The following is a 24420-nucleotide window of genomic DNA, read 5'->3' as shown; positions in this document are numbered from 1 at the left end:
TGACCTTATGGGCCTCGGTTGATGGCTATGGGCGGTAGCGTTCTTAAAGCTGGCTTATCAGATTTCGCAAACAAGGAAGACCTTATGACAACGCACTCAGCACACTTATTACGTCGATTAAATCCTTACTGTGCGCAGGCATTGGCAGGGGCCGCTACCTTATGTCAGACCCGCGCTCATGCCGAGATCACTATCGAACACTGGTTGTTGAAATTGCTGGAACTAGGTGAAGGCGATATCACTGTCATTGCCCGCCGTTATGAGTGGGACATGGACAGCCTGTGGCAGGGATTGCTGGCCCATCTGGAGACTTTACCGCGCACGGTGCAGGGCAAACCTCAGTTGTCAGCCGCGCTACAGCAACTGATCAAAAGTGCCTGGCTGGATGCCTCATTGCAGGAAAATGCCGATGCAGTGCGTTCCACTCATCTGCTGGCGGCGCTGATTGCCACACCATCATTATTGGCAGCCGATGCCGCTTGGCCATTACTCAGCTTGAGTACAACGCAGTTACACCGCCTGCTACCGTTGCTGGATAGCCAATCCGACGAGCGCCCTGAAGTTCAACAAGCTGCGGCACTGGCGGACAGCCCAGTCAATCTCACCGATGAAGCTGCGACTCGCACTTCTGCCAGTGGTCAGACTCAACTCAATGACGCCCTGCAAGCGGCGCTGGATAAATTTACCCTCGATGTCACCGCTAAAGCAAAAACCGGGCAGATTGACCCGATTTTTGGTCGTGATACTGAGATCCGCCAGATGGTCGATATCCTGTCGCGTCGCCGTAAAAATAACCCGATTTTGGTCGGTGAACCGGGTGTCGGTAAAACCGCGCTGGTGGAAGGTTTGGCGCTACGTATCGCTGAAGGCAACGTGCCGGACAGCTTGAAAACCGTCAGCCTGCGCACACTGGACTTGGGCCTGTTGCAAGCCGGGGCCGGGGTCAAAGGCGAGTTCGAACAGCGCCTAAAAAATGTTATCGAAGCAGTACAACAATCGCCAACACCGGTGCTGCTGTTTATTGATGAAGCCCACACCATTATCGGTGCCGGTAATCAGGCCGGTGGCGCGGATGCCGCCAACCTGCTGAAACCGGCACTGGCGCGGGGCGAACTGCGCACCATCGCGGCCACCACCTGGTCGGAATATAAACAGTATTTTGAACGTGATGCCGCACTGGAACGCCGATTCCAGATGGTGAAAGTTGACGAGCCGGACGACGCCAAAGCCAGCTTGATGCTGCGGGGTTTAAAAGGCCGTTATGCCGAGCACCACGGCGTGCATATCCTTGATTCTGCCATTACGGCTGCGGTCACCCTGTCGCGGCGCTTCCTGACCGGTCGCCAACTGCCGGACAAAGCCGTTGACCTGCTCGATACTGCCGGTGCCCGTGTCCGCATGAGTATCGACACTTTGCCAGAAGCGCTGATGGAGATTAACGCCGAGCTGGCCGCACTGGAGATGGAACAGCAGGCCATCGAGCAGGACTTACTCTTGCTGCCGAATGTGGGTTCAACGCGCTTACATGAGATTGATAAACGCCGTGAAGAACTGGCGGTTGGACAGCACAAGCTCGAACAGCAATATGAAGAAGAAAAACGTCTCGCCACACTTATCATTGACGCACGTCAGGATATTGCCGACGTAGCCCGTCTGGCGGTATTGCAGGCAGAGTTAAGCCAGATTCAGGGCAGTGCACCGCTGCTGTCGCTGGATGTTGATGTCCGTACCGTCGCCACCGTGATTGCCGACTGGACGGGTGTCCCGCTGAGTAGCCTACTGAAAGATGAACAGACCGATCTATTACAGTTAGAAAATCATCTTGCCACTCGTGTAGTCGGTCAGGATGTTGCGCTGATTGAGATGGCGCAACGCCTGCGCGCCGCCAAAACCGGCCTGACCTCCGAAAATGGCCCACTGGGTGTCTTCCTGCTGGTGGGGCCAAGTGGCGTAGGCAAAACTGAGACCGCGCTGGCGCTGGCCGACACCCTATTTGGTGGCGAGAAATCGCTGGTCACCATCAACATGTCCGAATATCAGGAAGCGCACACCGTTTCCCAGCTTAAAGGCTCGCCTCCGGGCTATGTTGGATATGGTCAGGGCGGCATTTTGACTGAAGCGGTGCGCAAACGCCCATACAGCGTGGTGTTGCTCGATGAAGTTGAAAAAGCGCACACCGACGTCATCAACCTGTTCTATCAGGTGTTTGACCGGGGTTTTATGCGCGACGGCGAAGGGCGTGAAATTGATTTTCGCAATACCGTGATCCTGATGACCGCCAATCTCGGCAGTGATCATCTGATGCAGTTGTTGGATGAACAACCGGCAGCGAATCATAGTGATTTGCACGAGCTGCTGCGCCCAATCCTACGCGATCACTTCCAGCCAGCGCTGCTGGCCCGCTTCCAGACCCTGATTTACCGTCCACTGGACGCCACGGCGTTGCGCACCATCGTCGAAATGAAACTGGCGCAGGTCGCCAAACGCTTGAACAAACATTACGGCTTGCAATGCACGATTGAAGAAAGCCTTTACGACACGCTGGTCGCCGCCTGCCTGCTGCCGGACACCGGCGCACGCAACATCGACAGCCTGCTCAATCAACAGATTTTACCGGTACTGAGCCAACAACTGCTGAGCCGTCTGTCTGAGCAGCAGCACACCACATCGCTGACGCTGGGCTGGGATGAAAACGACGGCATTACTCTTGAGTTTGAAGGGGGCGAAAGATGAGTAATTCAATATTGAGTGGCGTAGCCAGTCAGTTAAGGCAAGCTCAGGGACAGTCCCGATACCATGTGAAAGTACATGACTGTCCGCACTTCTTGGACGTGCTAAGTTTTCATGCCGAAGAGTCTTTCAGCCGCCCATGGCAATATAACGTCTCACTCACTTGCAGTGAATCTGATATTGCTTGCGACACGTTGCTGCTTAAACCCGGCTCTTTTACCTTCCAAGCCCCTGTATTTAATGGTGGGCCAGCGGTGCCAGTGCGAACCGTCTATGGTGTGGTGCAATCTTTTCGCCGCCTCTCGACCTCGGCAGATGAAACTCGGTATTCACTGACGCTAGTACCTCGAATTGCACTGTTGAAGCACACTAAAAACAATGAGATTTACCTTAACCAATCCGTGATTGAAGTCGTGGAACAGGTTCTACGTAAACACGGTTTTGAAGGCCCAGACTTTGAGTTCCGTCTGTCGCGGGAATACCCCGCGCGCGAACTCATTACTCAGTGGCGTGAAAGTGACTTGGAGTTTGTGCAGCGCCTACTAGCAGAAGTTGGCATTTACTGGCGTTTTGAAATGGACAATCGCGTTGAGCAGGACGTCGTGATATTTCAGGATGCTCAGGATCAATACCAGTTCGGTGTCCGTCTTCCGCTACGAAACCCCGCAGGTATGAGCGACAGTGGGCAGGAAAGTCTTTGGGATATCCAAACCACCTACAACGTGGTGAGCGAGAGCGTCGCGACTCGTGACTATAACTATCGTGAGGCGCTCATCCCGCAGGACAGCGCTAAAAGTATCAGCCGCTCAGAAGGCATCACAACCGGTGAAGTCTATCATTACGCGGAACCGTTCCTGTCAGAAGGTGATACGCAGAGCACAGAAACTGGGGCGTTTTATGCCCGCTTGCGCCATGAACGTATCCTTAACGGCCAGGTGACTGTTAGTGGTCGCTCAACCAGCCCACTATTATCCCCCGGTCAGGTATTGGAAACGGATGGCGCACTACCGGATGGTTTAAAAGACGGTATTGTTGTGACGACAGTACGCAGCCATGGTTCACGTAAAAGCAGCTTCCGATTGGAGTTTGATGGTATTCCCTACAGTGAAACAGTTTGCTATCGCCCCGCACGACTTAACCGCCCAATTATTTCTGGCTCACTTCCTGCCAGAGTAGAAAGTACCGAGAAAGGCGACACCTATGCTTGGCTCGACAGTCAGGGCCGTTACCGCGTGAAGCTAGATTTCGATCGCAATAGTACAGAGCAGGGGTATGCCTATTTATGGTTACGTATGGCAAAACCCTATGCGGGTGACACATACGGTTGGCATGCTCCACTGCTTGATGGAACCGAAGTGTCAGTGGTGTTCGACAGCGGCGATCCGGACAGACCTTATATTGCCTACGCACAGCACGATTCTGAATATCCTGACCATGTCACCAGTGATAACCACACACGCAACATTTGGCGTACGCCAGCGAATAACAAACTCAGGATGGAGGATCTTCGTCAGCAGGAACACATTAAACTTGCAACGGAGTTTGGTAAGAGCCAACTGAACATGGGGCATCTGGTCAATGCACAACGTGAAAAGCGTGGCAGTGGGTTTGAACTGCGCACTGACGAATTTGGTGCAGTTCGTGCAGCCAAAGGTCTTTTCCTGACAGCTGATGACCAGTTGAAAGCTCAAGGGGAAGTACTGGAAATGGCGCCGGCCGTTAACCTGATTAACCAAGCTAATAGCGAAATGCAGGCACTGAACTCGGCTGCTGAACAGGCTGGTGCACTTGTTGCGGATATTCAGACTCAACTCAACTTGGTCAAAGATCGCCTGTCAGGTTTGCAGTCAGCCGTTGTCTTGGCGAGTGCGCCGCTGGGGATTGCGGTCACTTCCGGTGAGCATCTACAACTGGCTAGCACGCGTAATACCATGATAAATGCAGGACAGCACTTCGATATTGGCGCAATGAAAAACCTCTCCGTTTCCGTCGAAAAGGCGCTTGGACTGTTTGTACACAAAGAGGGGGCGAAATTGGTAGCCAATCAGGGCGATATTGAGATTCAGGCGCAGCACAACACCATAGCACTCTTCGCCAAGCAGCAGGTTACGATTACCAGCAGTGAGGATGAAATCATCATCACAACCCCAAAAACACTGACGCTAAACGGTGGTGGATCGTATCTGAAACTGAGCCAGAGCGGGATAGAGCATGGCTCTGCTGGGGATTATATTGTGAAGGCTCCGCGCTACCAGGTACCGATGAGTGGCGCGTCATTGAATACAGAAGTGCCTGTTTTTGACAAAACATCTCTCGAGCTTCTTCCTCCTGAAACAGATGGCAACATGTCACGCTAAGGATTGCTGAAATGAAAATATGTTTCCCGGTACGTAAACAGAATGGAAGCGAGTACACCACTCTGGAAGAAGTGATGGACTTGATAGGCCGCGAACCACATGGTTCTTGGCTTGCAGGTACAAATCAGCTCTGGCATGGGGGAGTGCATGTTAGTCAGGTCTCTGCACCAGGCTCAGTGCTTACACCCGACTTGGTGGATACAGCAGTACCCCTGCAGTGTATGGCAAAAGGTGAGGTTGTGGCCTGGCGTTTGAACGAAGATTATCTAACAGCAGATTACAATGGTAAAAAACTGCGTTATTCCAACACATTTGTATTAGTGAAGTCCACCTGTAAGCCCGACCCGGGAAAAGAGAATAGCTGGCTGGAGTTTTATTCGCTATATCTGGGACTTACTCCATTGTCGGCCTTTCCAAAGTTTAAATGTCTGAAGGCAAAAAAAGACGTGAAAATGCGTGAGGCGACTACGTATGAGAGTAGTGCCTCCTCCGATACGACGGAAACTGCCCCACAGGATAAAGGAAGACAATTTCGATTATCAAAGGATGATCGCGTTATTATTTTCCGTGAGAAAACGTTCCTTAATGGAGCGAATAAAGAAGCATTTGGCCTGGCGAAAAAGCTGGATGCCGCAGGTAAAGAGGTTGGAGAACTTTTTTGGGTGACTTTACTTCCGGAGCATATGGAGTCTGATGGTGAGCAGTACGCACGGATGCCCGCATGGATACAGCAAGCAGTGCAACAAGGTACGTTCGATTTAGTAACCAAACCCACAACAGCGTTGGATATTGAGGCTGGCGATGCTATTGGTTTCTTAGGTGAGGATATCGCACCTGTCGGCAGAGGTAACGTAAATTCATGCCATTATGCCCATATTGAGGTCATCAGTATTGACCCGCAGATGTCGAATTTTCTGAATAATCCAGCTCAGGTTACCCACGGAAAAAAATACATTCAGGTCCTTTCAGGTAAGTCACTTTATCAGAAAGCAGGAGAAGGAAAGGACAGCACATTTAAATCAATGTCGTGCATTGTTTTAAAAGATGGTGGGATAATCCTCCCGCGCGATAAGTGTAATCCGCTGGAAGATAAAGACGGTAAGACATGGTTTGAAATCAGCCCACATAGCTGGATTGCACAGGCAGATGTAAAAGAGCTGCATCAGTATGACCTGAAGGAACTGGGATTCACTACTTTGGAAGAAGACCCCTCACCCGATGTATCGAAGTCTATGAACGAGAGTTGGGTAAAAGGAGCATTTGACTGGTTTTCTAAGCAACTAGGCCAGGATCGGGGCATACAACAAAAACAGGTATCAACCTTTTATAATAATCTGGTCAAAAAAATCGATGCGGACGGTGACGGTGAAATTACAGGTAAAGAACTGTATAACGCAGTACATCACCCGGAAATGGGCGTCAGGGATATCGCCGCCCGCCTGATAGTGAAACACGACAGTGAATGGTTCGGTGGTAGTAGCCACCACCGCTGGAGCGTGTTTTTTCAGAATTATGACCCACTACGTACTGCTTATGCGAAACAATGGTTGGACGATATGGAATGGATGAGCAAGGTTGATGCGTTTAAAAGTGGAGCTCCGGTGTGGCATTTCCATCCGGTGATGTTTTTAGGTGCCATAAGCAATATTTCTTTCCCTGTTACACCTATTAAAGGAAAATTGGAGCCTCTGGAATTTATAACATTCTATAAAGGTGATTTGATAGATGATGCAGATTATCAGTTAGCCGCCACAAAATTATCTTGCGAAGTTGCTGCTATAAAAGCGGTTGCTCAAACTGAAACTGGTAATTATGGAAGTTATTTTAAATTTCAAAGTGATGATGATTATGTCCCTGCGATTTTATTCGAAAGGCATCACTTTAGTAAATACACTCATGGGGAATATGATTCCCACTCTGATATTTCTAATCCTGACGCAGGCGGTTATGGTACTATATCAGTTCAGTATCCTAAATTGATACGGGCTTACGCATTAAATAAAAGAGCAGCATTAATGTCTGCATCGTGGGGGAAGTTTCAGATATTAGGCTCTAATTATGCTGCCGCAGGTTATTCGTCTCCGGAGGCTTTTGTAATGGCGATGTCTGAATCAGAGAAGAATCAATTAAAAGCATTTGTTGACTTTATTAAGTTTGATGTCACTTTACTAAAGTCCATAAGAAGTAAGGACTGGTTGACGTTTGCTCGGGCGTATAATGGTAAGAGGCAAAAAGGATATGACAAAAAAATGGAGAAAAACTATGAAATTAATAAAAAATAAAATTAAACTTTATGTTTTCCTATTAATGATCTTTCCCGAGCCATTACTGGCACAGTATGAATATTTTTCTTGCAATACTATAAAAGGTGTTGCAACGTTAAGTATGGAAAAAAATAAATTAATATACAGAATGACGAGTGATAAAAATAGGTTTGAGTTTGGCTCAGATTCTCCTATATATAGTGAATTCCAATATAATCATTATTCGCGTTTCCAAACTGATTATTTAATAGTAAATTTTATTCATGGTGGTTACGAATATTCAATATTTAGTAATTATGAAGGTGATAAAGAAGAAAAAGGTATTGCCGTGCTAAATATAAAATCGAAAAAGGAATATAAATACAACTGTATCAAAGTTAATGTTGATAACCTTAGTGATTTGACCGATAAATTACAATGCAACAAAGTTAATGCTCTTGGCTGTCAGTGATATGCTTAATTGAAGGTTAAAGATTATCGCAGAAGGATAGTCGTTAATTTGAGTGAGTCATGGGATATAAGAAATGAGACCAAAATATAATAAAATAACAAACAATATATGGCAATGATAACAAATATTAGAGTAATACATCTTTCTTTAAAGAAATTAATTTAATGAAATATTTTCAGGTGAGTGCAAGTACAAGATAGAAAATAGTGGTGCCGTTCAGTCTGGTTCCGATGCCATGATCTTTGGTGGTCACGGTGTCGCCGTAAATTAATTCAGTAAAGAGAATTATTTTCAATAAATTTAACTCTTACGTACCTGAACATAAAATAGTTATACATACTTATTCGAACTTAGGTTACGAGGTTTTCCCTACATGTTCTAATGAGGTTTATCAATAGTGTTAAATATTTCAAAAGATACAGCTTTATTTGTTGTGATTGTTTTCTTTGTATTTAGTAAGATATCGTTAGCATCAGTAACTTCTGATATTACTTTAGGTAAATATGTTTATACTCAGCAAGGTGAAGAGCTTATTGATGGAAAAAAATCCAGCATTACATGGACTTTTTCTCTTAATGGCGAAGAAACAAGTACACTTAATATTTCATCGTGGCATGCACCTTTTAATTGCTATGGGAAATATAAAATAACCAAAGCTAGTGATGAATTAAAATTAGCTTGGCTAGAGTCTGAAAATAAAGGCATAGAATGTGATGCGCCTCCACCCCAGTTTGTGATAAAAAGGACCTCAAATAACTTATTTTTAATTAAGAGTGAATTATTCCCTTGGGGAGGGAGTGAGTGGAAAGATCTTAAGAGAATAAATTAAAATTTAAAAAAATCTTGTAGTAAAAAGTAAACCCTTAATAGGGATTGCTGTCACTTCCGGTGAGCATCTACAACTGGCAAGCACGCGTAATACCATGATAAATGCAGGACAGCACCTCGATATTGGCGCAATGAAAAACCTCTCTGTTTCCGTCGAAAAGGCGCTGGGACTCTTTGTGCATAAATAGGGGGCGAAGTTGGTGGCCAATCAGGGTGATGTGGAGATTCAGGCGCAGCACAACACCATGGCACTCTTCGCCAAGCAGCAGGTTAATTACCAGCAGTGAGGATGAAATCATCATCACAACCCCCAAAACGCTGACGCTAAACGGTGGTGGGTCATATCTGAAACTGAGCCAGAGCGGGATAGAGCACGGTTCGTCAGGGGATTATATTGTGAAGGCTCCGCGCTATCAGGTGCCGATGAGTGGCGTGTCATTGAATACAGAAGTGCCTGTCTTTGACAAAACATCTCTCGAGCTTCTTCCCCCTGAAACAGATAGCAACATGTCACGCTAAGGATTGCTGAAATGAAAATATGTTTCCCGATACGTAAACAAAATGGAAGCGAGTACACCACTCTGGAAGAAGTGATGGCTTGATAGGCCGCGAACCACATGGTTCTTGGCTTGCAGGTACAAATCTTCTTGACCTTAATATAGAGTTGGAGTGATTGTTCATGATTAAGAGTTTGATTTTTATTATTTTATGTATGGCATTACCATGCCAAGCTGCTACCAATGTCGTCCAAGGACCATTTTCTCTAGACAAGGCTAGTAATACAACTATCTCTTTTATCAGAGAGAAGGATGAGTCTATTTCATTTGTTAAACATAGTGGATTAAAAACAAGGCCTATTGACAATTATCAAGTGTATGATGGAGTGCCTGAGATCGAAACGGTTTTTTTTACACCAATAGATGATATCAAAAACGTGGTTGTTCTTGTGTCTTGGGATGAGGAGAATATAAATGCAAAGCATTATAAAACCTTTGCATATAAATATTATAATGGTGAGATTTTAGTAAATGAGAAAGTATTAAATGATAAAAACCTTTCTGGCTATGATGGGTATAATTCATCAGGTCTTATCTTTAACTATAAAAATGCAGAGTCTATAAAAAAATATTTAAAGAGGATGTATTGAGTTAAGTGTCGCGTTTTTTTAAGTGGTTTAAATAAACCATGTTCGAATAAATGCAATTGGAAAATCATAGAGTAAATTATTTTTGTGACTGATGTAGTGTTTGGGTAGGGCTTAATATCAATTATTATATAAAATTACAAAGCAATTCCCAATATTGATAATACACATTAAAACCAAAATTTTTTCATTAAATGAGAATAATTCAATGGTTGAGTGTATTTCAGATGATGGCTCGGGAATTGGGGTTATACTCGAAAACGAAAATGACTAATGAAAGGTTTCTATTCTAATGGTGTGATAAATATGAAATTAAGGTATATATATTGAGAAAAATATTTCTCGTTTTCTTTTTGTTTTTCATATCTTGTGTGACTTTGGCCTCTAATACGAAAAGTTTATCGCCGGAGGAAGTGGTTAGTGAATTCTACCATGATTATTTAGTCGCTGCAGAGATGCCTGATATGGAATCTGCTAATGATTACTCCCTGAAAACAATTTTTAAATATACTACAGAACACCTTCGAGCCTTTCGGGATAGTGATGATTCAGATGCTGATTATTTTTTGGATGCTCAGGATATTTGTGAGGAATGGAAAAAAAACATATATACAAAGACTCTTTCTAAGAATGATCAACTTGCAGTAGTGAATCTAAAATTAGGTTATGGAAAAGGGGTGTCTCTGTATACCATTGGTTTAGTAAAAATAAAGAGGAAATGGCTAATAAATTCTGTTAAGCCTACATTCAGAAGTAGTGTCTATTGCCCCGGCGAGCAGAGGTAGGAGAGTTAATGTCAGGCAAAGAAGTTTATGATGAGTGACTAAATATTAAGTATTTTAAATTTATATTAAATTGATAGTGCTTAATTCTTTCAAAAGTCAAATTGGATACTAAAAGTGAAATTGTGCAATAAGATTTTATTTCTATTTTTTATATTACCAACTTTTTCATATGCAGTATTAAGCGACTATTCAAAAATTGAATCAGATTGTCGGAAAAATACTGAGACTAATAACTCTGTTGTTATGGGGTGTGCAGCCTTGGCATCAGATGTTGCAAGAAAAGATATGAATATCGTTTACCAGAAAATATACAAAATAATAGAAGCTCGGGATCTTCCTAGTATAGCTAATAATTTTGAGATGGCACAAAAGAGCTGGTTAGCATCTCGTGAGAATTGGTGTGATGTTCAGGGATTTATGATTGGAACCCCCATGTACAGCATATGTCGTATGGATATGAATATCTCACGTGTCAATGAGTTGAATGAGCTACTGGAGCAAATTCAGCAATAATCTAGCTATTCATTTTTACTCTCCGATTTTCCATTAATTTTATATCCATTAGCAATTTGAAAGGTCAGTGTAATGCTTCAGATTATCCGTATAGGTGATAAAACCACTCATGGCGGTGCCGTTCAGTCTGGTTCCGATGCCATGATTTTTGGCGGTCTCGGTGTTGCCCGTAAAGGCGATAAAGTCTCCTGCCCGATTCAAGGCCATGGGCCGACAACGATTGTAGAAGGTAATCCGAACTATCTGGACAATGGTATTCCCGTCGCATTCCACGGCCATAAATGTGCTTGTGGCTGTACACTTATTACGTCACTGCCGGATGCGCTGGTCGGTTAATTATGCCTGTCAATCTTGATGCAATCCCGGATAAAGCGCTGGATATTACCCGACCTGCCACCGTTCGCTGGATAATCTCCGGCGTCATGATTTTTCTCATCGGTGCTGGGATGACACTTTGGTTCTGGCCTGGTGACAGGACCGGTTTCAAATTCTGGTTTACTGCAACTTGTTTGCCCGTCCTTATCTGGGGAAGCATTTTTTCATTACGCCGGATAGCATACAAACTTGAACGTGTTGGGATGGCTTCATGGAATAAAGAGCGAGACCAGGTCATTGCATCTGAAATAACTCGAGGGCAGCGTTCTGCTTGGCTTGTTGGTGAATATCTAATTAATGCGCTGGAAACCGATGGGATGAAAACGCATCTAGCCGTCCTCAAAAGGTCCCCCATTCTTGAGCCTGTTCTCACAAGGGATAACGTGAGTATTGTACGGCATTCAGCTTTACCCGACAGGGGACGATCTGATGATATTCTGAGTAGTTATGTTAACGATATTTGTGGAAATGCCGCGAATATGTTGGCGCGTCTACCGACAGATATACCGTGTTATATCACATTCGATGCTTGCGATAGCGTTGCGGATATCACGGATACATTGATATCAGGTACTCAATACCCATTGCGGCGAATCCGCAATATATCGGGTTTTAGCATCTTGGATTACTGGCTTGACAAGCATCATGATACTCCCAGTGCATTGCTGGTGATTAGTGCGCAACTTTATGATATTCCGCCACAAGACAGTGGCGAGTCGATCACCATCATGTTAGTGATCAACCGCCAATTACCGGTAAAGTTTTCATCCTCAGTCCGAATCCATCGCCCACAAATCAGCAATGACACCAATCTCTCTCAGGCTCTGAATAAAGCGATGCTTTGGGGGAAATTACCTAAAACTGCGCAGCTCAGGGGGTGGGTTACTGGCGGGAAGCTGGCAAGTGAAGAGACCTGGAGTCTGGCCTGTGCAACCAATGCCCCTGAGCTCACTGCTCAACGTAGTATCAATATTGACACTGTTGCTGGTTACGCGGGCACAGCAGCTCCTTGGCAATCCGTGATCCTTGCGGCACGTCAGTGCTATATCGACGAAGAACCACAAATAGTCGCAGTTGAATCAACACCTTCTTGTCATCAGTTATGTGCTGTGACGCCAGCAACATCATCAGGGATTGTGTAAATCAGTCATGAAACTCTCATCCGTTATTGGCTCTGTAGCTCTATTTTTAATGTGCATTATCCTGATTGTCGCCGGTATTTTCTGGTACTGGCCTGAGGAAACTGCACAGACCACGGGATTCGGGCCTTACAATGCCACAGGGATCGCCTTATATTGTGCGTTGCTAGTGATCGTTGTAGTGGTTATATCTTGGGCTACGGAACGTATGTTCGAGCGGGCAGGAAAAGCCGGCCTGCGTGTACGCTGGAATAAAAACCAGCAGGTAGATAAGCCAGAGAACGTATCTGGATTCTACACTGATGAAGACGGGCTACAGTTTGCCCCAGCCTCCCTCATGGAACACCTTCACCTGCGCTATGGGCGCTTCTGGAAAAACAAAGTCCGCATCCTACTGGTACAGGGAGATAGTGCTGACGTTGAGAAAGCGGTTCCAGGGTTAACGCGTGATATGTGGCAGGAAGGTGACGGCATTGTTCTCGTCCATGCGGGTGATGCTCAATTGCTGCCGGATAGCGTGTTCCTGACCTCATTGAAACAGGTGAGACCACGCCGTCCGCTAGATGGCATCGTGCAAGTGCTCAATACTGACTCACTCCCCTCGGCAATCGAACGTGATGCCTTTTTACGCAACCGCCAGAGAACCGATAAAGTGCTGGGCTGGCAGGCTCCAGTGTGGTTGTGGTTGATAGATAAAGAAGACGGCTCACAGCAAGAAAGAGAGCGGGCACCAATAGGCACTTTGTTCGGATTACGCACCTCGCCAGAAGAGGCTCTTTCTTCTCTTGATGAGCTGGTTCCTCGGTTAGGTCATGCCGGTATGGCGCAGATATTGAACGATCCCCGTCATGACTGGTTGCTGCGACTGTCTTCCCGTCTACAAGGTGAGCTAAAAGCCCGACTGACAGCCTTATTAAACGGACTGATGCAGGGGACTGCTGCTTATCGCCTTCGTGGCCTCATGATTAGCCCAGAACTTGTCGGCGCAGATATCACACCTCACGTTCGGCAGAACAGTCCAGCTTGGCAGGCCGTGATAGAAGACAGCCAAAATGTGACTGCGAAAAAATTGACTGTCGATTGGCTGAAGGTGCTGCGGCTCTTACTCTTGGCTCTGGTTGCTTTTTGGGCTGCAGGTACGTTGTTGTCACTGAGTGTCAACCGAACACAAATATATCAGGCGCAAGAGACAGCCCGACTGGCTGGTGATATCAAACAGCCACTGCCAGAACGTTTGCGTAACCAACTCGTCCTTCAACAGGCCATTGCTCGTTTACAAAACCGTGAGGCAAAAGGCGCTCCTTGGTATACCCGTTTTGGGCTTAATCAAGATAGTGACACTCTAGCCGCTCTCTGGCCACTGTATACCCGTAATAACAATGAACTCATGCGCGATGCCACGGCTGAACATCTTCACCAGCAACTGAATGCTTTTGTGCAGTTACCTCCTGCGAGCGAGGCCAGAGCGCAGGGCACGCAACGTGCCTACGACTTGCTTAAAAGCTACCTGATGCTGTCTCATCCTGATAAAGCTGATGCGGTTTGGTTGTCGAAAAACACGATGCAATCTTGGCCGAAACGAGAAGGTGTGCCAGATGGGGTTTGGCAATCACAGGCACCGAAACTATTGGGTTTTTATGCCCAAAATCTCCCGATACATCCGGAATGGAAAATAAAGCCTGATACCGAACTGATTAGTACCGTTCGCCAAATTCTGCTTAAACAAATAGGGCAACGCAACGCAGATGCGGGATTGTATCAAGATATGCTCAAGCGTATTGCCAGCAACTGGCCAGACTTAACGCTGGCTGATATGACAGGTGATACTGATGCGTCGACACTATTCAGTACAGATGAGGTCGTACCGGGCATGTTTACCCGTCAGGCTTGGGAAGAGCAAGTCCAAGGGGCTATTGATGATGTGGTGAAAAACCGTCGCAATGAAATCGATTGGGTACTGACGGACAAAACACATCAACCGGATAGTGAGATGTCGCCGGAAGCCCTAAAAGTGAGACTCACGGATCGCTATTTTACTGACTTTGGAAATGCTTGGCTGAATATGGTTAACAGCATTCAATGGCATGCGGCGAGCTCACTTTCAGAGGCAATTGCTCAGCTTAATCTGCTGGCGGATGTACGCCAATCACCACTAGTTGCTTTAATGGATACGCTTGCTTGGCAGGGGAAAACCGGCCAGAAAGGTGAGGCATTGGCGGATTCGATTGTAGATTCAGCAAAGAAACTGATGGGACGGGAAAAGAACGCTAAACAATTTATACAGCAAGCCCAAGGGCCACGTGGTCCGCTGGACAGCGTATTCGCTCCACTGTTAGGGGTTATCGAAGGCAAAGACGGAACAGGTAATAACGGTAATTTGAGTTTTCAGTCATGGCTGGCTCGCGTCACACAGGTTCGCCTCAAACTTCAACAAGTCACCAGTGCGCCAGACCCGCAGGCGATGTCACAAATGTTGGCCCAGACGGTCTTTCAGGGCAAAGCCATCGATCTGACAGATACTCGCGACTATGGCAGTTTGATGGCCGCGAGTCTTGGGCAGGAATGGGGCGGTTTTGGTCAGGCGCTATTTGTGCAGCCACTGGATCTGGCTTGGCGACAAGTGCTGGCTCCAGCGGCTGGTAGCCTGAATGCCCGTTGGCAGAATTCTATTGTTGATCAGTGGAATAAAGCTTTTGCTGGTCGTTATCCATTTAAGGCGACGGGCAGTGATGCTTCGTTACCGTTACTAGCACAGTTCCTGCGCAGCGATTCAGGGCGCATTACCGCATTCCTGAAAGCCAACCTCGGGGGAATTTTACATCAAGAAGGTAATCGCTGGGTGGTAGATCCTGCGGCCAGCCAAGGGATGACAGTCAATCCTGCCTTCCTTAATGCGATTAACCAGTTAGCGGATATTTCGGACATTGTATTTGCCCAAGGGGATGCCAGTGTGCATTTCGAACTCATGGCGCGCCCATCTAAAGATATCGCTCGAATACAACTCACCGTTGATGAGCAGAATCTGGATTACTTTAACCAGATGGAGAGTTGGCAGAGTTTTACTTGGCCGGGGAATACCTACTATCCCGGTGTTCAACTTAGCTGGCGCGGCGTCAATACAGGCATGCGACTCTATGCTGATAACCAAGGTAATTGGGGCTTAATTCGATTACTTGATAAGGCCCAAGTGACCCCACTGGACAGCGGCCGAACTCAATTAGTTTGGACGACTCAAGACGGAAATCCCATCAAGTTCATCCTACGTAGCGAGCTCGGTGATGGGCCGCTGGCGCTTTTAAAACTTCAAGGATTCCGCCTGCCTGAGTCAATTTTTAATATTGAGCCGGGGGCTGAGAGCATTGAACAATTTATTGCAGAAGCAGAATGACTGCGGTGACGAGCCAGTGGGCGTGATGAGTGTGATGGAAAAAATAAACCAGCGGGGAAAAGCATGAGTTCACCGGAAGTATTATTAGCCCTATGCGCAGCAGATAAGGCTGAACAACAGAAATTACTCTCCCTTGCTGAAAATGCCTCATCCCTATGGAGTAACTGGTTGATGCCAATCAGTTCTGAGGCAGATGCCGGTGAAGATCCCGCTTATCAAGACGATTTCCAGTCGATGAGAGAGGAGATCAACAAGCTTTCAGGGGCCAGCCCAGAATTATTGTGCCAGCTAGCAGAGAAACTCCTCTGTCAGACCGCCAAAGATATCCGAGTAGTGACTTGGTACATTCAAGCACGCCTTCATCGTGATGGGGAAAAAGGGCTGGCAGAGGGCTTGACGTTGCTGTCGGCGATGATAACTCGCTTTGGTTCCCTCTGCTATCCGCTACGTCCTGTTGCTCGTAAGAGCGCATTGGAGTGGCTTAATAGTGCAAAAGTACTCGATAGCCTTGCGCTTTGGCCAGAAGTGGCGCGCGCGGATGCTGAGTTGACGGCTGGTGCTCTCTACCATCTGCAGGTTGCGGTCAGCCATTGGCCGGAAAATGAACAACCTTCTTTTGCTGGATTGTGCACTGCACTTGAAAATCGTTTGGCGCGTTCCGGTGGACTCGGGGCGCTTGTGCCACAAAACAGCAGCACTCAAGAACCAGCATCCACCGTAGCTACCCGCCATTCTCCTCAGTTGTCTACCGTCCAGTCTGGTCGTGATTTGTTGGATCAGACAAAATTACTTTCCCGCTGGCTCGGGGAGCAGCCGCACGGTTGGCTGGCATCACACCGTCTGATGAAAACAGTGCGTTGGGATACGGTCGACCAAATCCCCGCCTTGGATGCCAGCGGTCGTACCCGGCTTCAACCACCAAAACCGGAGTACCGCGCACAGCTAAAACGCTTATATCGTCAGCAGAGTTGGGCAGAGTTGGTTGAGCAGGCTAGCCAGATGTACTGCGAAGGTGTGAACCATTTTTGGCTCGACGTGCAGTGGTACCTCTGGCAGGGGTTAAATCGTGCGGGCCAGCCTTGGGAAGCGTGGTCTGAATATATATTGCTCGATCTACGGTTGTTCCTGAAACGTCTTCCTGCATTGGAAACTTTAGCTTGGAACGATGGCACACCATTTGCCGATGAGGTCACTCTGAGCTGGATTAACGAGAAAGTGAGCGAAGATAAACTGACCTTCCATGATGCGCCGGTCAGTGTTGCCAATAGCCAAGCTGATGATGTGCTTACGTTAGAAACCGAAGCCATGGAAAAAGGTGACAGCGAAGGGCCAGAAGCCGCAATAACTTGGCTGCAGACGCGCCCAGGTATTGACGCTCCCCGTCATCGTTGGCTAATACGGCTGTTGATGGCAAGGGTGGCAGAACAATATGGGCGTAACGATATGGCATTGCATTTACTCGGAGAACTTGCCGTGACAGGGCCGCACTTGACGCTCAGCGACTGGGAACCGGCTTTGCTGTTTGAAGTGCAGGCCCGCCGCTTGAAGTTACTGCGTATGAAAGCGGGCCGTAGCGAGTCTGATAAAGCTCGACTGACACCAGAAATGGAGACATTGATGGCCGGTCTTATCGCCATCGATCCGGCTCGAGCGATGGTGCTTTGTGGCTGACTTTATTTTTTCTTTGATGATTTTTGGGAACCCCGAGCATGGATGATTTAACGCTGCGCTACTATGAAGCCGAAATGCGCTATCTGCGTGAAGCCGGTAAAGAATTTACTCGCGCCCATCCAGACCGAGCAGCCATGCTTAACTTGGATAAACCTGGTGGTCGAGACCCTTATGTGGAGCGCCTATTCGAAGGCTTCGCTTTCCTAATGGGCCGTATGCGTGAAAAACTTGATGACGATCTACCTGAGCTCACGGAAGGGCTAGTCAGCCTGCTCTGGCCACATTACATGCGCACCATTCCGTCCTTGGCAATTGTCGAGTTTTCACCTGATTGGCGTAATCTGCGTCAGGCAGAGTCATTGACGGAGGGTTTCTCTGTTTTGTCCCGTCCTGTAGGGCAACATAAGACCCATTGCCAATACCGCACCACTCGGGGTGTCACACTTCAACCGCTACACCTTGCCGATGCGCAGTTGCAGACAGAAACCGATGGGCGTTCTGCCATACGTCTACGTTTTGAATGTACGGAAAAGACGGACTGGGCGAAAGCTGGGATAGATAAAGTTGCCATTTATCTCCATGCAGAAAGTCCGGTTAGCTCTGCGCTGCATCTGGCATTAACCCGCAATGTTCATGCTATGTATGCCCGTCATGCGGGAACACGTACAGAACGCCGAACGTTTGATGGTTGGTGCAAACCCATGGGCTTTGACGATAAAGACAGACTGTGGCCTAAAGCCGAGTCTGCTTTTAGCGGTTATCAGTTATTGCTGGAGTATTTTAGCTTTCGGCCGAAGTTTATGTTTGTGGAACTGAATGGATTAGAAACCATTGGCCTGACGCCAGATAACAACTGGTTCGAAATTGACATTGTACTCAGTGAAGCTTGGTCGTCTGACTTGCCGTTTGAGACTGAAAACTTTCGCCTGCATTGTGCTCCCGTGATCAATCTCTTCACCCTAGAAGCTGATCCACTGACACTCAATCCCTTAGATAACGAATACTTATTGCGGCCGCTGCGTCTTCAGGATGGGCATACCGAAATATATAGCGTAGACAATATCCATGGTGCGGTTAAAAACGGGAAACATGCGTACGTGCCCTTTACCAGTTTTCGTCATCGAGGTGGCATGATGCGTCACGATGCGCCGGAGCGTTACTATCATACTCGTGTTAAACGGGGGGCGTCAGGCTTGTACGACACTTGGCTTATCCTCGGCGGGCGTTCCTTTGAAATGGAGCAACTGGCAGAAAAACCAGAATCGCTCTCCATGCGCATTACTGGCACTAACGGCCAACTGCCCCGGAAAGCACTGGAAAGTACCCTACTGGATCGAGTGGTAAAAACGGGCAAAGTGCCGGTTCGAGTGCTCAATCTGTCGGCACCAAGTCTGCCGCTGTACCCTCCTGCGAATGACCGTTTCCACTGGCGGGTGATGAGCCACCTAGGTTCAAACTTCCTCAGTATGATGGACAACCCAGAGGTACTCCGAGGGACTTTGGCGCTCTATGACTGGACGGATGATGAGATGAATCGCCGTCGTCTGGAGGCTATTGTCGCAGTAAAACACACGCTTATTCGCCGTTTTGAACGGGGGTTCATGCTAAGAGGCGTCGATATCGAAGTTACCCTCAATCAGGATAGTTTTGCCGGTATTGGCGATGTGAATTTGTTTGGTGAGATGCTGCATCGCTTCTTTGCACTCTACGCCGATATACATCTTTTCAACCAGTTAACTCTGGTGCTGCAACCCACAGGGAAACGACTGAGATGGTGCGAGAACCACAGTCAGCACGTACCGGGCTGACACAAGCATTAAGTAAAGATATCTGGCGCGTTAACTTTTATCGATTCTGTCAGTTGTTGGAGCAGGCCTCGCCGAATTCCCCTTTACTTGGGGGAACTAGCCACCCAGGAACCGATCCTGTGCGCTTTCGTCCATGGCCGGGAATGGGATTTCCAGTTAGCGAGTTAAAAGTCGTTGAAACCGACGAAGATAATCCAGATTTACCGCCCACCGTACGAACTACATTTCTTGGAATGTACGGTGTGGACTCCCCGTTACCTAGCTCGTATTTGGATGATATAGCCTTACGCCGAGAAGGGCATGAAGCCCTAACGGCATTTCTGGATATATTTAATCACCGCATCACCACCCAGTATTATCGTATTTGGCGAAAGTATGCCTACCCAGCGACGTTTGAGGCGGGTGGCGCAGACGCAACTTCCCAGTGTTTGTTGGGGCTAGTGGGGCTTGGTATTCCTGGTACGGCAGAACACATCGCTACGCCAGTTTCCCGTTTTTTAGCGCTATTAGGTACGATGAGGTTACCCACACGCAATGCCGAAGGGATCCGCGCGTTGGTCAATCTACTGGCACCGGATACTGAAGCCACAGTCGTTCAGCATGATCCTGTTAAAATCCATGTAACTCCTCGCCGTCGTTTGAGTCGCGAAAATAGGGTGTCGTTATCGCAGCGGGCGACGTTAGGTAAAACAGCCAAAGAGGCTAACAGTCGTGTAAAGGTCACGCTGTTTACGTCTAATCCGACAGAAGCCAATGGTTGGCTTCCCGGCGGAACGCTACATACTGATTTACTGGCACTAATGCGAGTCTACTTGGGTTATCGGAGTGATGTACGGTTGCGCCTTACCGTGCCTGTCAAACTGCTGCCTGAGCCTCGGCTTGAAAAAAACCGACGTATCCAGTTGGGGCGCACTGGCTTGCTCGGACTGAAGAATGGAAAACTCAACGATAACCGGCAATTTATTACAGTTAGCTTGGGCTGCTATGAAGGGCTGACATGCACGCCTTTACCTCCGGCAGAAGATGGTCATTACCGCTTTGAATAACTCCCCCTATTTTCATGACTCAATAAAAGGAATTTCTGAATGGCAACACTAGTCACTGGATGGCGGCTGCTTCTCCTTACCCTGAGTGTCCTGCTTGTGGGTTGTGGTTTGACTCAGACCGTCAAAGATGGAACCGTTAATTTGACGAAATCCATTTTTTATAAACAGATAAAAACGCTGCATTTGGATTTTTCTCCCCGTGCTGCGATTAATGCTGACGGTGAGCAAACACCGTTATCGACGATGGTGCGAGTGTATCAACTCAAAGATAGAAAGAATGTGGATTCGGCCGACTATCAGACCCTGCTACGTAATGCCGATAAGGTACTTAAAGACGATATTCTGGCCTCGAGGTCTTTACTGGTGATGCCGCAAGGCAACGTCACACTAGACATGCCAATGGATGAGAACACGCAATTTGTTGCCATCATAGGGTTGTTTAATCGTCCAGACATGAAAGAGAACACTTGGCGTCTGGTGCTGAGCCGAGATGAACTTGACCCAGACAAACCACGCACCATTGAATTGGGTAGCAATGGGTTCTCACTGGTGCCGATAAAGGGATAACGTTATGGATAACCGGTTACGGCTTTTTGATGGTCAGTCCGACTATGTGCTGGAAATTAACGACAGCACAGTGAAACCGAATGTACTGCGCCTTCGCGGGCGTGAGGCGTTAAGCACCCCTTTTACCTGGGATATTGAATTTACCGTTCCGGCGATGAACATTCCGCCTGAGCACGTCCTGATGAAGTATGCCACGTTGCGCATGCGCAGCGGCAAAGTGGTTTACGGGGTGCTCACGCAACTGGAATGGTTGTCCACCTCGGTTGACCAGTCACATTACCGTGTCATCCTTGAATCCCGCTTGGCGTTACTTTCTCACACTCGAAGCAGTGGGGTTTTCCTGAATCAGTCCGTGCCTGAAGTCGTGGAAGGGATCCTCCGTCAACATGGGTTGGAAGGACCAGACTTTGACTTTCGCCTTGAACGGGCATACCCGCCGCGAGAATTGATAACCCAATGGCGGGAAACGGATTTACAGTTTATTCAGCGGTTACTGTCTGAAGTGGGTATTTGGTTCCGCTCTGAAATGCAGTCAGCAACGGAACAGGAAATGCTGATATTTGCCGACAGCCAGTTGCATTACCAGTTTGATGTGCGTCTTCCTTATAGTGAACCTTCTGGCCTTGACGACGGTGCTGTGGAGTCTGTTTGGAACGTCCGCAGTTGGCATCATGTTGTCACCCAGGGTGTCAGCACCCGTGACTACAACTACCGTTTAGCCACGACGCCACTGGATGCCACTGTTGAAGTACGTCACGATACGGTGACCACCGGTGAACATTACCATTACAGCGCTCCTTATTTGACGGCAGGTGATGATGCAGACCCCGAACCGGAAACGGAAAGTGGTGCATTTTATGCCCGACTTCATCATGAGCGTGAGCTAAATCAATCCGCCCGTCTTCATTTGTTCAGTAATGCATCCACCCTGACACCGGGCATGGTGTTGGAGCCGCAAGGGAATGTGATTGAAGCCATGAAAGAAGGCGTGGTTATCACACTCACCACCTTTAGCGCCGCCCGCGATTCACACCTGCATGTTTCGGTGTGGGGCATCCCGTACAGTGAGCGTTACTGTTTTCGCCCGACGACAATCGCGCGTCCACAAATCCACGGCACACTCCCGGCAAGAATTGAGAGTCGAGAGAAGAACGACCAGTATGCCTGGCTTGATGATTCGGGCCGTTACCGAGTCAAACTGGATGTTGACCGCAACGGCACGGAGCAAGGGTTTGCTTATTTATGGTTACGAATGGCTAAGCCGTGTACCGGTGAAACTTACGGCTGGCATACCCCATTGATCGATGGCGCAGAGGTGGCGATAGCGTTCAGCAAAGGCGATATTGATTTACCCTATATTGCCTATGCACTTCACGACTCAGAATATCCAGATCACGTCACCCGAGATAACCACACCCGCAATATTCTCAGGACGCCCGCTAATACAAAATTGCGGATGGAAGACAAACGTGGCGAGGAGCATATCAAGCTCGCTACCGAATTTGGCAAAACCCAACTGAACAGCGGTCATCTAGTGGATGCGCAAGGTAAAGCACGTGGAACGGGCTCAGAGCTACGCACCGATGAATACGGAGTAATCCGTGCTGCTAAAGGATTGTTTGTCAGTGCCGATGGGCAGCAGAAAGCGGTTGGTCAAGTATTGGATATGGATGTCGCGCTTAAAGAGATAGACCACCTTCAGCAGCAGATTGACCAACTGGAAGCCGCCGCCAGACAGGCAGAGGCGCTAAAGGCCGATATTGATAGCCAGAGGGCTATGTTTACGCAGCGGCTGGAGCCACTCAATGAGGTTATTCATTTTTCAGCCCCACAGGGCGTGGCGCTCACCAGTGGTGAAGATATGCAGCTAAGTGCCCGTGACAATGTGGTGATCAATGCCGGAGGTGATATCAGTGCCGGTGTGATGGGCAATATGACTGTGCTGACCGGCGACAAGCTGGGGCTGTTTGCCCGTAGCGGGCAGTTGAGTCTGAAATCGGGCGAAGGTCCGGTTGAGATGCAGGCCCAGAACGGCAATATGCGGCTATTTGCCGAACAGAAGCTTACCCTCACCTCAGCTGATGACATCTTATTTGCGGGTAAAAAACGCATCACGCTCAACGGCGGTGGCAGTTATCTGAAAATCGAGCCGGGGAAAATAGAGTATGGCACGACGAGCCAGTATGTGCGGAAAGTGAAAAGGACGGCGATGACGGTAGCAACGACAATGCCATTGGATACATTAAAGCAGATGAAAATAGTAAGGCAGTATTTCGATAGGAAAATCAACTTTTCTTCAGGTGTCAACTATCGCATTGAAAATGTAGATGGGAAAGAATTACTTTGTGGCAATGGGAATAAGGCATATATCGACAAGAGCGATAGTGAATCTGAATATTGGATTTTTGTGAGTTGAGTGAATAGCTAATGAAAAAAATAGAAATTGATGTGGATGGAGAATCATATCTAATCATAACGAAAAATGAAGTAACAGAACTAGGGATAAAAGGAAAAACAACACCAGAGAAGGATGGTGAGGATCACGATATCAAGCTTCCTAATATCTTAATTGTGACACGTAAAAACGCCGACGTACTATTTGTTTTACGAGGTGGAGAGACAGACTCACTTAAAGTACTGACGGCTCAGGTACTTTACGACCAGTATAAATATCAATGGTTTGAGCCTCTAGCCGATAACTATCGTGAATTGCTGTATGTAAATAAAGAAGATTATGTGAAGGATGCATACAAAGTATATTCGTGGGAAGATATTGCAAGATTCGCATTGGTTAATAGGCTTTCTTACAGTTATTATAAAAATTTTGAAGGTGACTGGAAACAAAACCCTGAAGGCGGGGCAGGATATCTTTTAGTTTTGATTGATGCTATTCCGTACTGGGCTGATGCTGTAGGACAAATACCTTTTGCTGTTGATACATATCGTGATACCAAAAGTATAAAGAATACGGTTCAAATAGGTATATCATGGGGGGATGGAACACTGACTGGTGATGCTGATTATACAAACGAATATGATAATTATTTTGTTATTAGGGGAGCTCTTTATGCTAGTAATAAGTTTTCTTATGTAACAAAACCTTCAGGTAAATCATATCCTGCGGCAGTAGTTACTGAAATCAGTCATTCAATTGATCCAACAATCCTAGGGAAACCAATAGATAAAAGTGAGCTAGAGAAATATGGGATATGGAATAAATAAAAAAATTTTTTTCAAGATTATCATAGCATTGATGGGGTGTTTTGTTGTTTTCTCTATTCATCAACTAGGCTATGAATTGTATATGGGCCACTTTAAACCTCGGAGCAGAGGGGTAACATTAGGTTTTGTTAT

Annotated in this window: 17 protein-coding genes and 1 pseudogene; all 18 read left to right on the top strand. The window is 47.2% G+C overall.

Annotated elements, in window-relative coordinates:
* Positions 1-84: 84 nt before the first annotated feature.
* The 18 genes and pseudogenes from tssH to F0T03_RS17565 all read left to right on the top strand — a co-directional run bounded on the left by tssH (position 85) and on the right by F0T03_RS17565 (position 24288).
* Entirely contained in the window at positions 85-2733 is a 2649-nt protein-coding gene (gene tssH / locus F0T03_RS17655) for a type VI secretion system ATPase TssH (RefSeq protein ID WP_159679794.1), read from the top strand.
* Entirely contained in the window at positions 2730-5087 is a 2358-nt protein-coding gene (locus F0T03_RS17650; protein WP_159679792.1) for a type VI secretion system Vgr family protein, read from the top strand. The genes tssH and F0T03_RS17650 overlap by 4 nt, the downstream gene beginning before the upstream one ends.
* Before the next feature lie 11 nt (positions 5088-5098).
* On the top strand, positions 5099-7369 hold the full coding sequence (locus F0T03_RS21750; protein ID WP_246169911.1) for an N-acetylmuramidase family protein: 2271 nt from the start codon (positions 5099-5101) through the stop codon (positions 7367-7369).
* Entirely contained in the window at positions 7350-7802 is a 453-nt protein-coding gene (locus F0T03_RS17640) for a hypothetical protein (protein ID WP_159679790.1), read from the top strand. The genes F0T03_RS21750 and F0T03_RS17640 overlap by 20 nt, the downstream gene beginning before the upstream one ends.
* A 397-nt stretch (positions 7803-8199) precedes the next feature.
* Positions 8200-8631, top strand: coding sequence for a hypothetical protein (locus F0T03_RS17635; RefSeq protein WP_159679787.1), 432 nt, complete (start codon positions 8200-8202; stop codon positions 8629-8631).
* A 40-nt stretch (positions 8632-8671) separates the two neighbouring features.
* Positions 8672-9149, top strand: a pseudogene (locus F0T03_RS21745) (DUF2345 domain-containing protein); the annotation flags it as partial.
* A 160-nt stretch (positions 9150-9309) separates the two neighbouring features.
* Positions 9310-9777 carry a hypothetical protein gene (locus F0T03_RS17620; protein ID WP_159679781.1) on the top strand — a complete coding sequence of 156 codons (468 nt, stop codon included), beginning with the start codon at positions 9310-9312 and terminating at the stop codon, positions 9775-9777.
* Between the two features lie 323 nt (positions 9778-10100).
* Entirely contained in the window at positions 10101-10559 is a 459-nt protein-coding gene (locus F0T03_RS17615) for a YqhG/Tai3 family protein (RefSeq protein WP_159679778.1), read from the top strand.
* A gap of 114 nt (positions 10560-10673) precedes the next feature.
* A complete protein-coding gene (locus tag F0T03_RS17610; protein ID WP_246169910.1) occupies positions 10674-11072 on the top strand; it encodes a lysozyme inhibitor LprI family protein in 399 nt (132 codons plus the stop codon).
* A gap of 72 nt (positions 11073-11144) precedes the next feature.
* On the top strand, positions 11145-11408 hold the full coding sequence (locus F0T03_RS17605) for a PAAR domain-containing protein (protein WP_159679775.1): 264 nt from the start codon (positions 11145-11147) through the stop codon (positions 11406-11408).
* 2 nt (positions 11409-11410) lie between these two features.
* On the top strand, positions 11411-12589 hold the full coding sequence (locus F0T03_RS17600; protein WP_159679772.1) for a hypothetical protein: 1179 nt from the start codon (positions 11411-11413) through the stop codon (positions 12587-12589).
* A gap of 7 nt (positions 12590-12596) precedes the next feature.
* A complete protein-coding gene (locus F0T03_RS17595) occupies positions 12597-15974 on the top strand; it encodes an ImcF-related family protein (RefSeq protein ID WP_159679770.1) in 3378 nt (1125 codons plus the stop codon).
* Positions 15975-16037: 63 nt separating this feature from the next.
* On the top strand, positions 16038-17645 hold the full coding sequence (gene tssA / locus F0T03_RS17590) for a type VI secretion system protein TssA (protein ID WP_159679767.1): 1608 nt from the start codon (positions 16038-16040) through the stop codon (positions 17643-17645).
* 38 nt (positions 17646-17683) lie between these two features.
* Complete coding sequence (gene tssF, locus F0T03_RS17585; protein ID WP_159679765.1) at positions 17684-19453, top strand: type VI secretion system baseplate subunit TssF; 1770 nt, start codon at positions 17684-17686, stop codon at positions 19451-19453.
* Complete coding sequence (gene tssG / locus F0T03_RS17580; RefSeq protein ID WP_159679763.1) at positions 19417-20499, top strand: type VI secretion system baseplate subunit TssG; 1083 nt, start codon at positions 19417-19419, stop codon at positions 20497-20499. Before tssF ends, tssG begins: the two co-directional genes overlap by 37 nt.
* A 39-nt stretch (positions 20500-20538) precedes the next feature.
* Entirely contained in the window at positions 20539-21066 is a 528-nt protein-coding gene (gene tssJ, locus F0T03_RS17575) for a type VI secretion system lipoprotein TssJ (RefSeq protein WP_159679760.1), read from the top strand.
* A 4-nt stretch (positions 21067-21070) separates the two neighbouring features.
* Positions 21071-23482: a type VI secretion system Vgr family protein gene (locus tag F0T03_RS17570; RefSeq protein WP_159679757.1), complete on the top strand. Its 2412-nt coding sequence runs from the start codon at positions 21071-21073 to the stop codon at positions 23480-23482.
* A gap of 11 nt (positions 23483-23493) precedes the next feature.
* Positions 23494-24288: a hypothetical protein gene (locus F0T03_RS17565; protein WP_159679754.1), complete on the top strand. Its 795-nt coding sequence runs from the start codon at positions 23494-23496 to the stop codon at positions 24286-24288.
* Positions 24289-24420: the final 132 nt, after the last annotated feature.

The sequence above is a fragment of the Yersinia canariae genome (assembly GCF_009831415.1).
GTDB lineage: Bacteria > Pseudomonadota > Gammaproteobacteria > Enterobacterales > Enterobacteriaceae > Yersinia > Yersinia canariae.
This window is presented reverse-complemented; position numbering and strand designations above follow the sequence as displayed.

Coding starts and splice junctions, on each gene's coding strand:
- tssH (WP_159679794.1), top strand. CDS start 85: ATGACAACGCACTCAGCACACTTATTACGTCGATTAAATCCTTACTGT.
- F0T03_RS17650 (WP_159679792.1), top strand. CDS start 2,730: ATGAGTAATTCAATATTGAGTGGCGTAGCCAGTCAGTTAAGGCAAGCT.
- F0T03_RS21750 (WP_246169911.1), top strand. CDS start 5,099: ATGAAAATATGTTTCCCGGTACGTAAACAGAATGGAAGCGAGTACACC.
- F0T03_RS17640 (WP_159679790.1), top strand. CDS start 7,350: ATGAAATTAATAAAAAATAAAATTAAACTTTATGTTTTCCTATTAATG.
- F0T03_RS17620 (WP_159679781.1), top strand. CDS start 9,310: ATGATTAAGAGTTTGATTTTTATTATTTTATGTATGGCATTACCATGC.
- F0T03_RS17605 (WP_159679775.1), top strand. CDS start 11,145: ATGCTTCAGATTATCCGTATAGGTGATAAAACCACTCATGGCGGTGCC.
- F0T03_RS17600 (WP_159679772.1), top strand. CDS start 11,411: ATGCCTGTCAATCTTGATGCAATCCCGGATAAAGCGCTGGATATTACC.
- F0T03_RS17595 (WP_159679770.1), top strand. CDS start 12,597: ATGAAACTCTCATCCGTTATTGGCTCTGTAGCTCTATTTTTAATGTGC.
- tssA (WP_159679767.1), top strand. CDS start 16,038: ATGAGTTCACCGGAAGTATTATTAGCCCTATGCGCAGCAGATAAGGCT.
- tssF (WP_159679765.1), top strand. CDS start 17,684: ATGGATGATTTAACGCTGCGCTACTATGAAGCCGAAATGCGCTATCTG.
- tssG (WP_159679763.1), top strand. CDS start 19,417: ATGGTGCGAGAACCACAGTCAGCACGTACCGGGCTGACACAAGCATTA.
- tssJ (WP_159679760.1), top strand. CDS start 20,539: ATGGCAACACTAGTCACTGGATGGCGGCTGCTTCTCCTTACCCTGAGT.
- F0T03_RS17570 (WP_159679757.1), top strand. CDS start 21,071: ATGGATAACCGGTTACGGCTTTTTGATGGTCAGTCCGACTATGTGCTG.
- F0T03_RS17565 (WP_159679754.1), top strand. CDS start 23,494: ATGAAAAAAATAGAAATTGATGTGGATGGAGAATCATATCTAATCATA.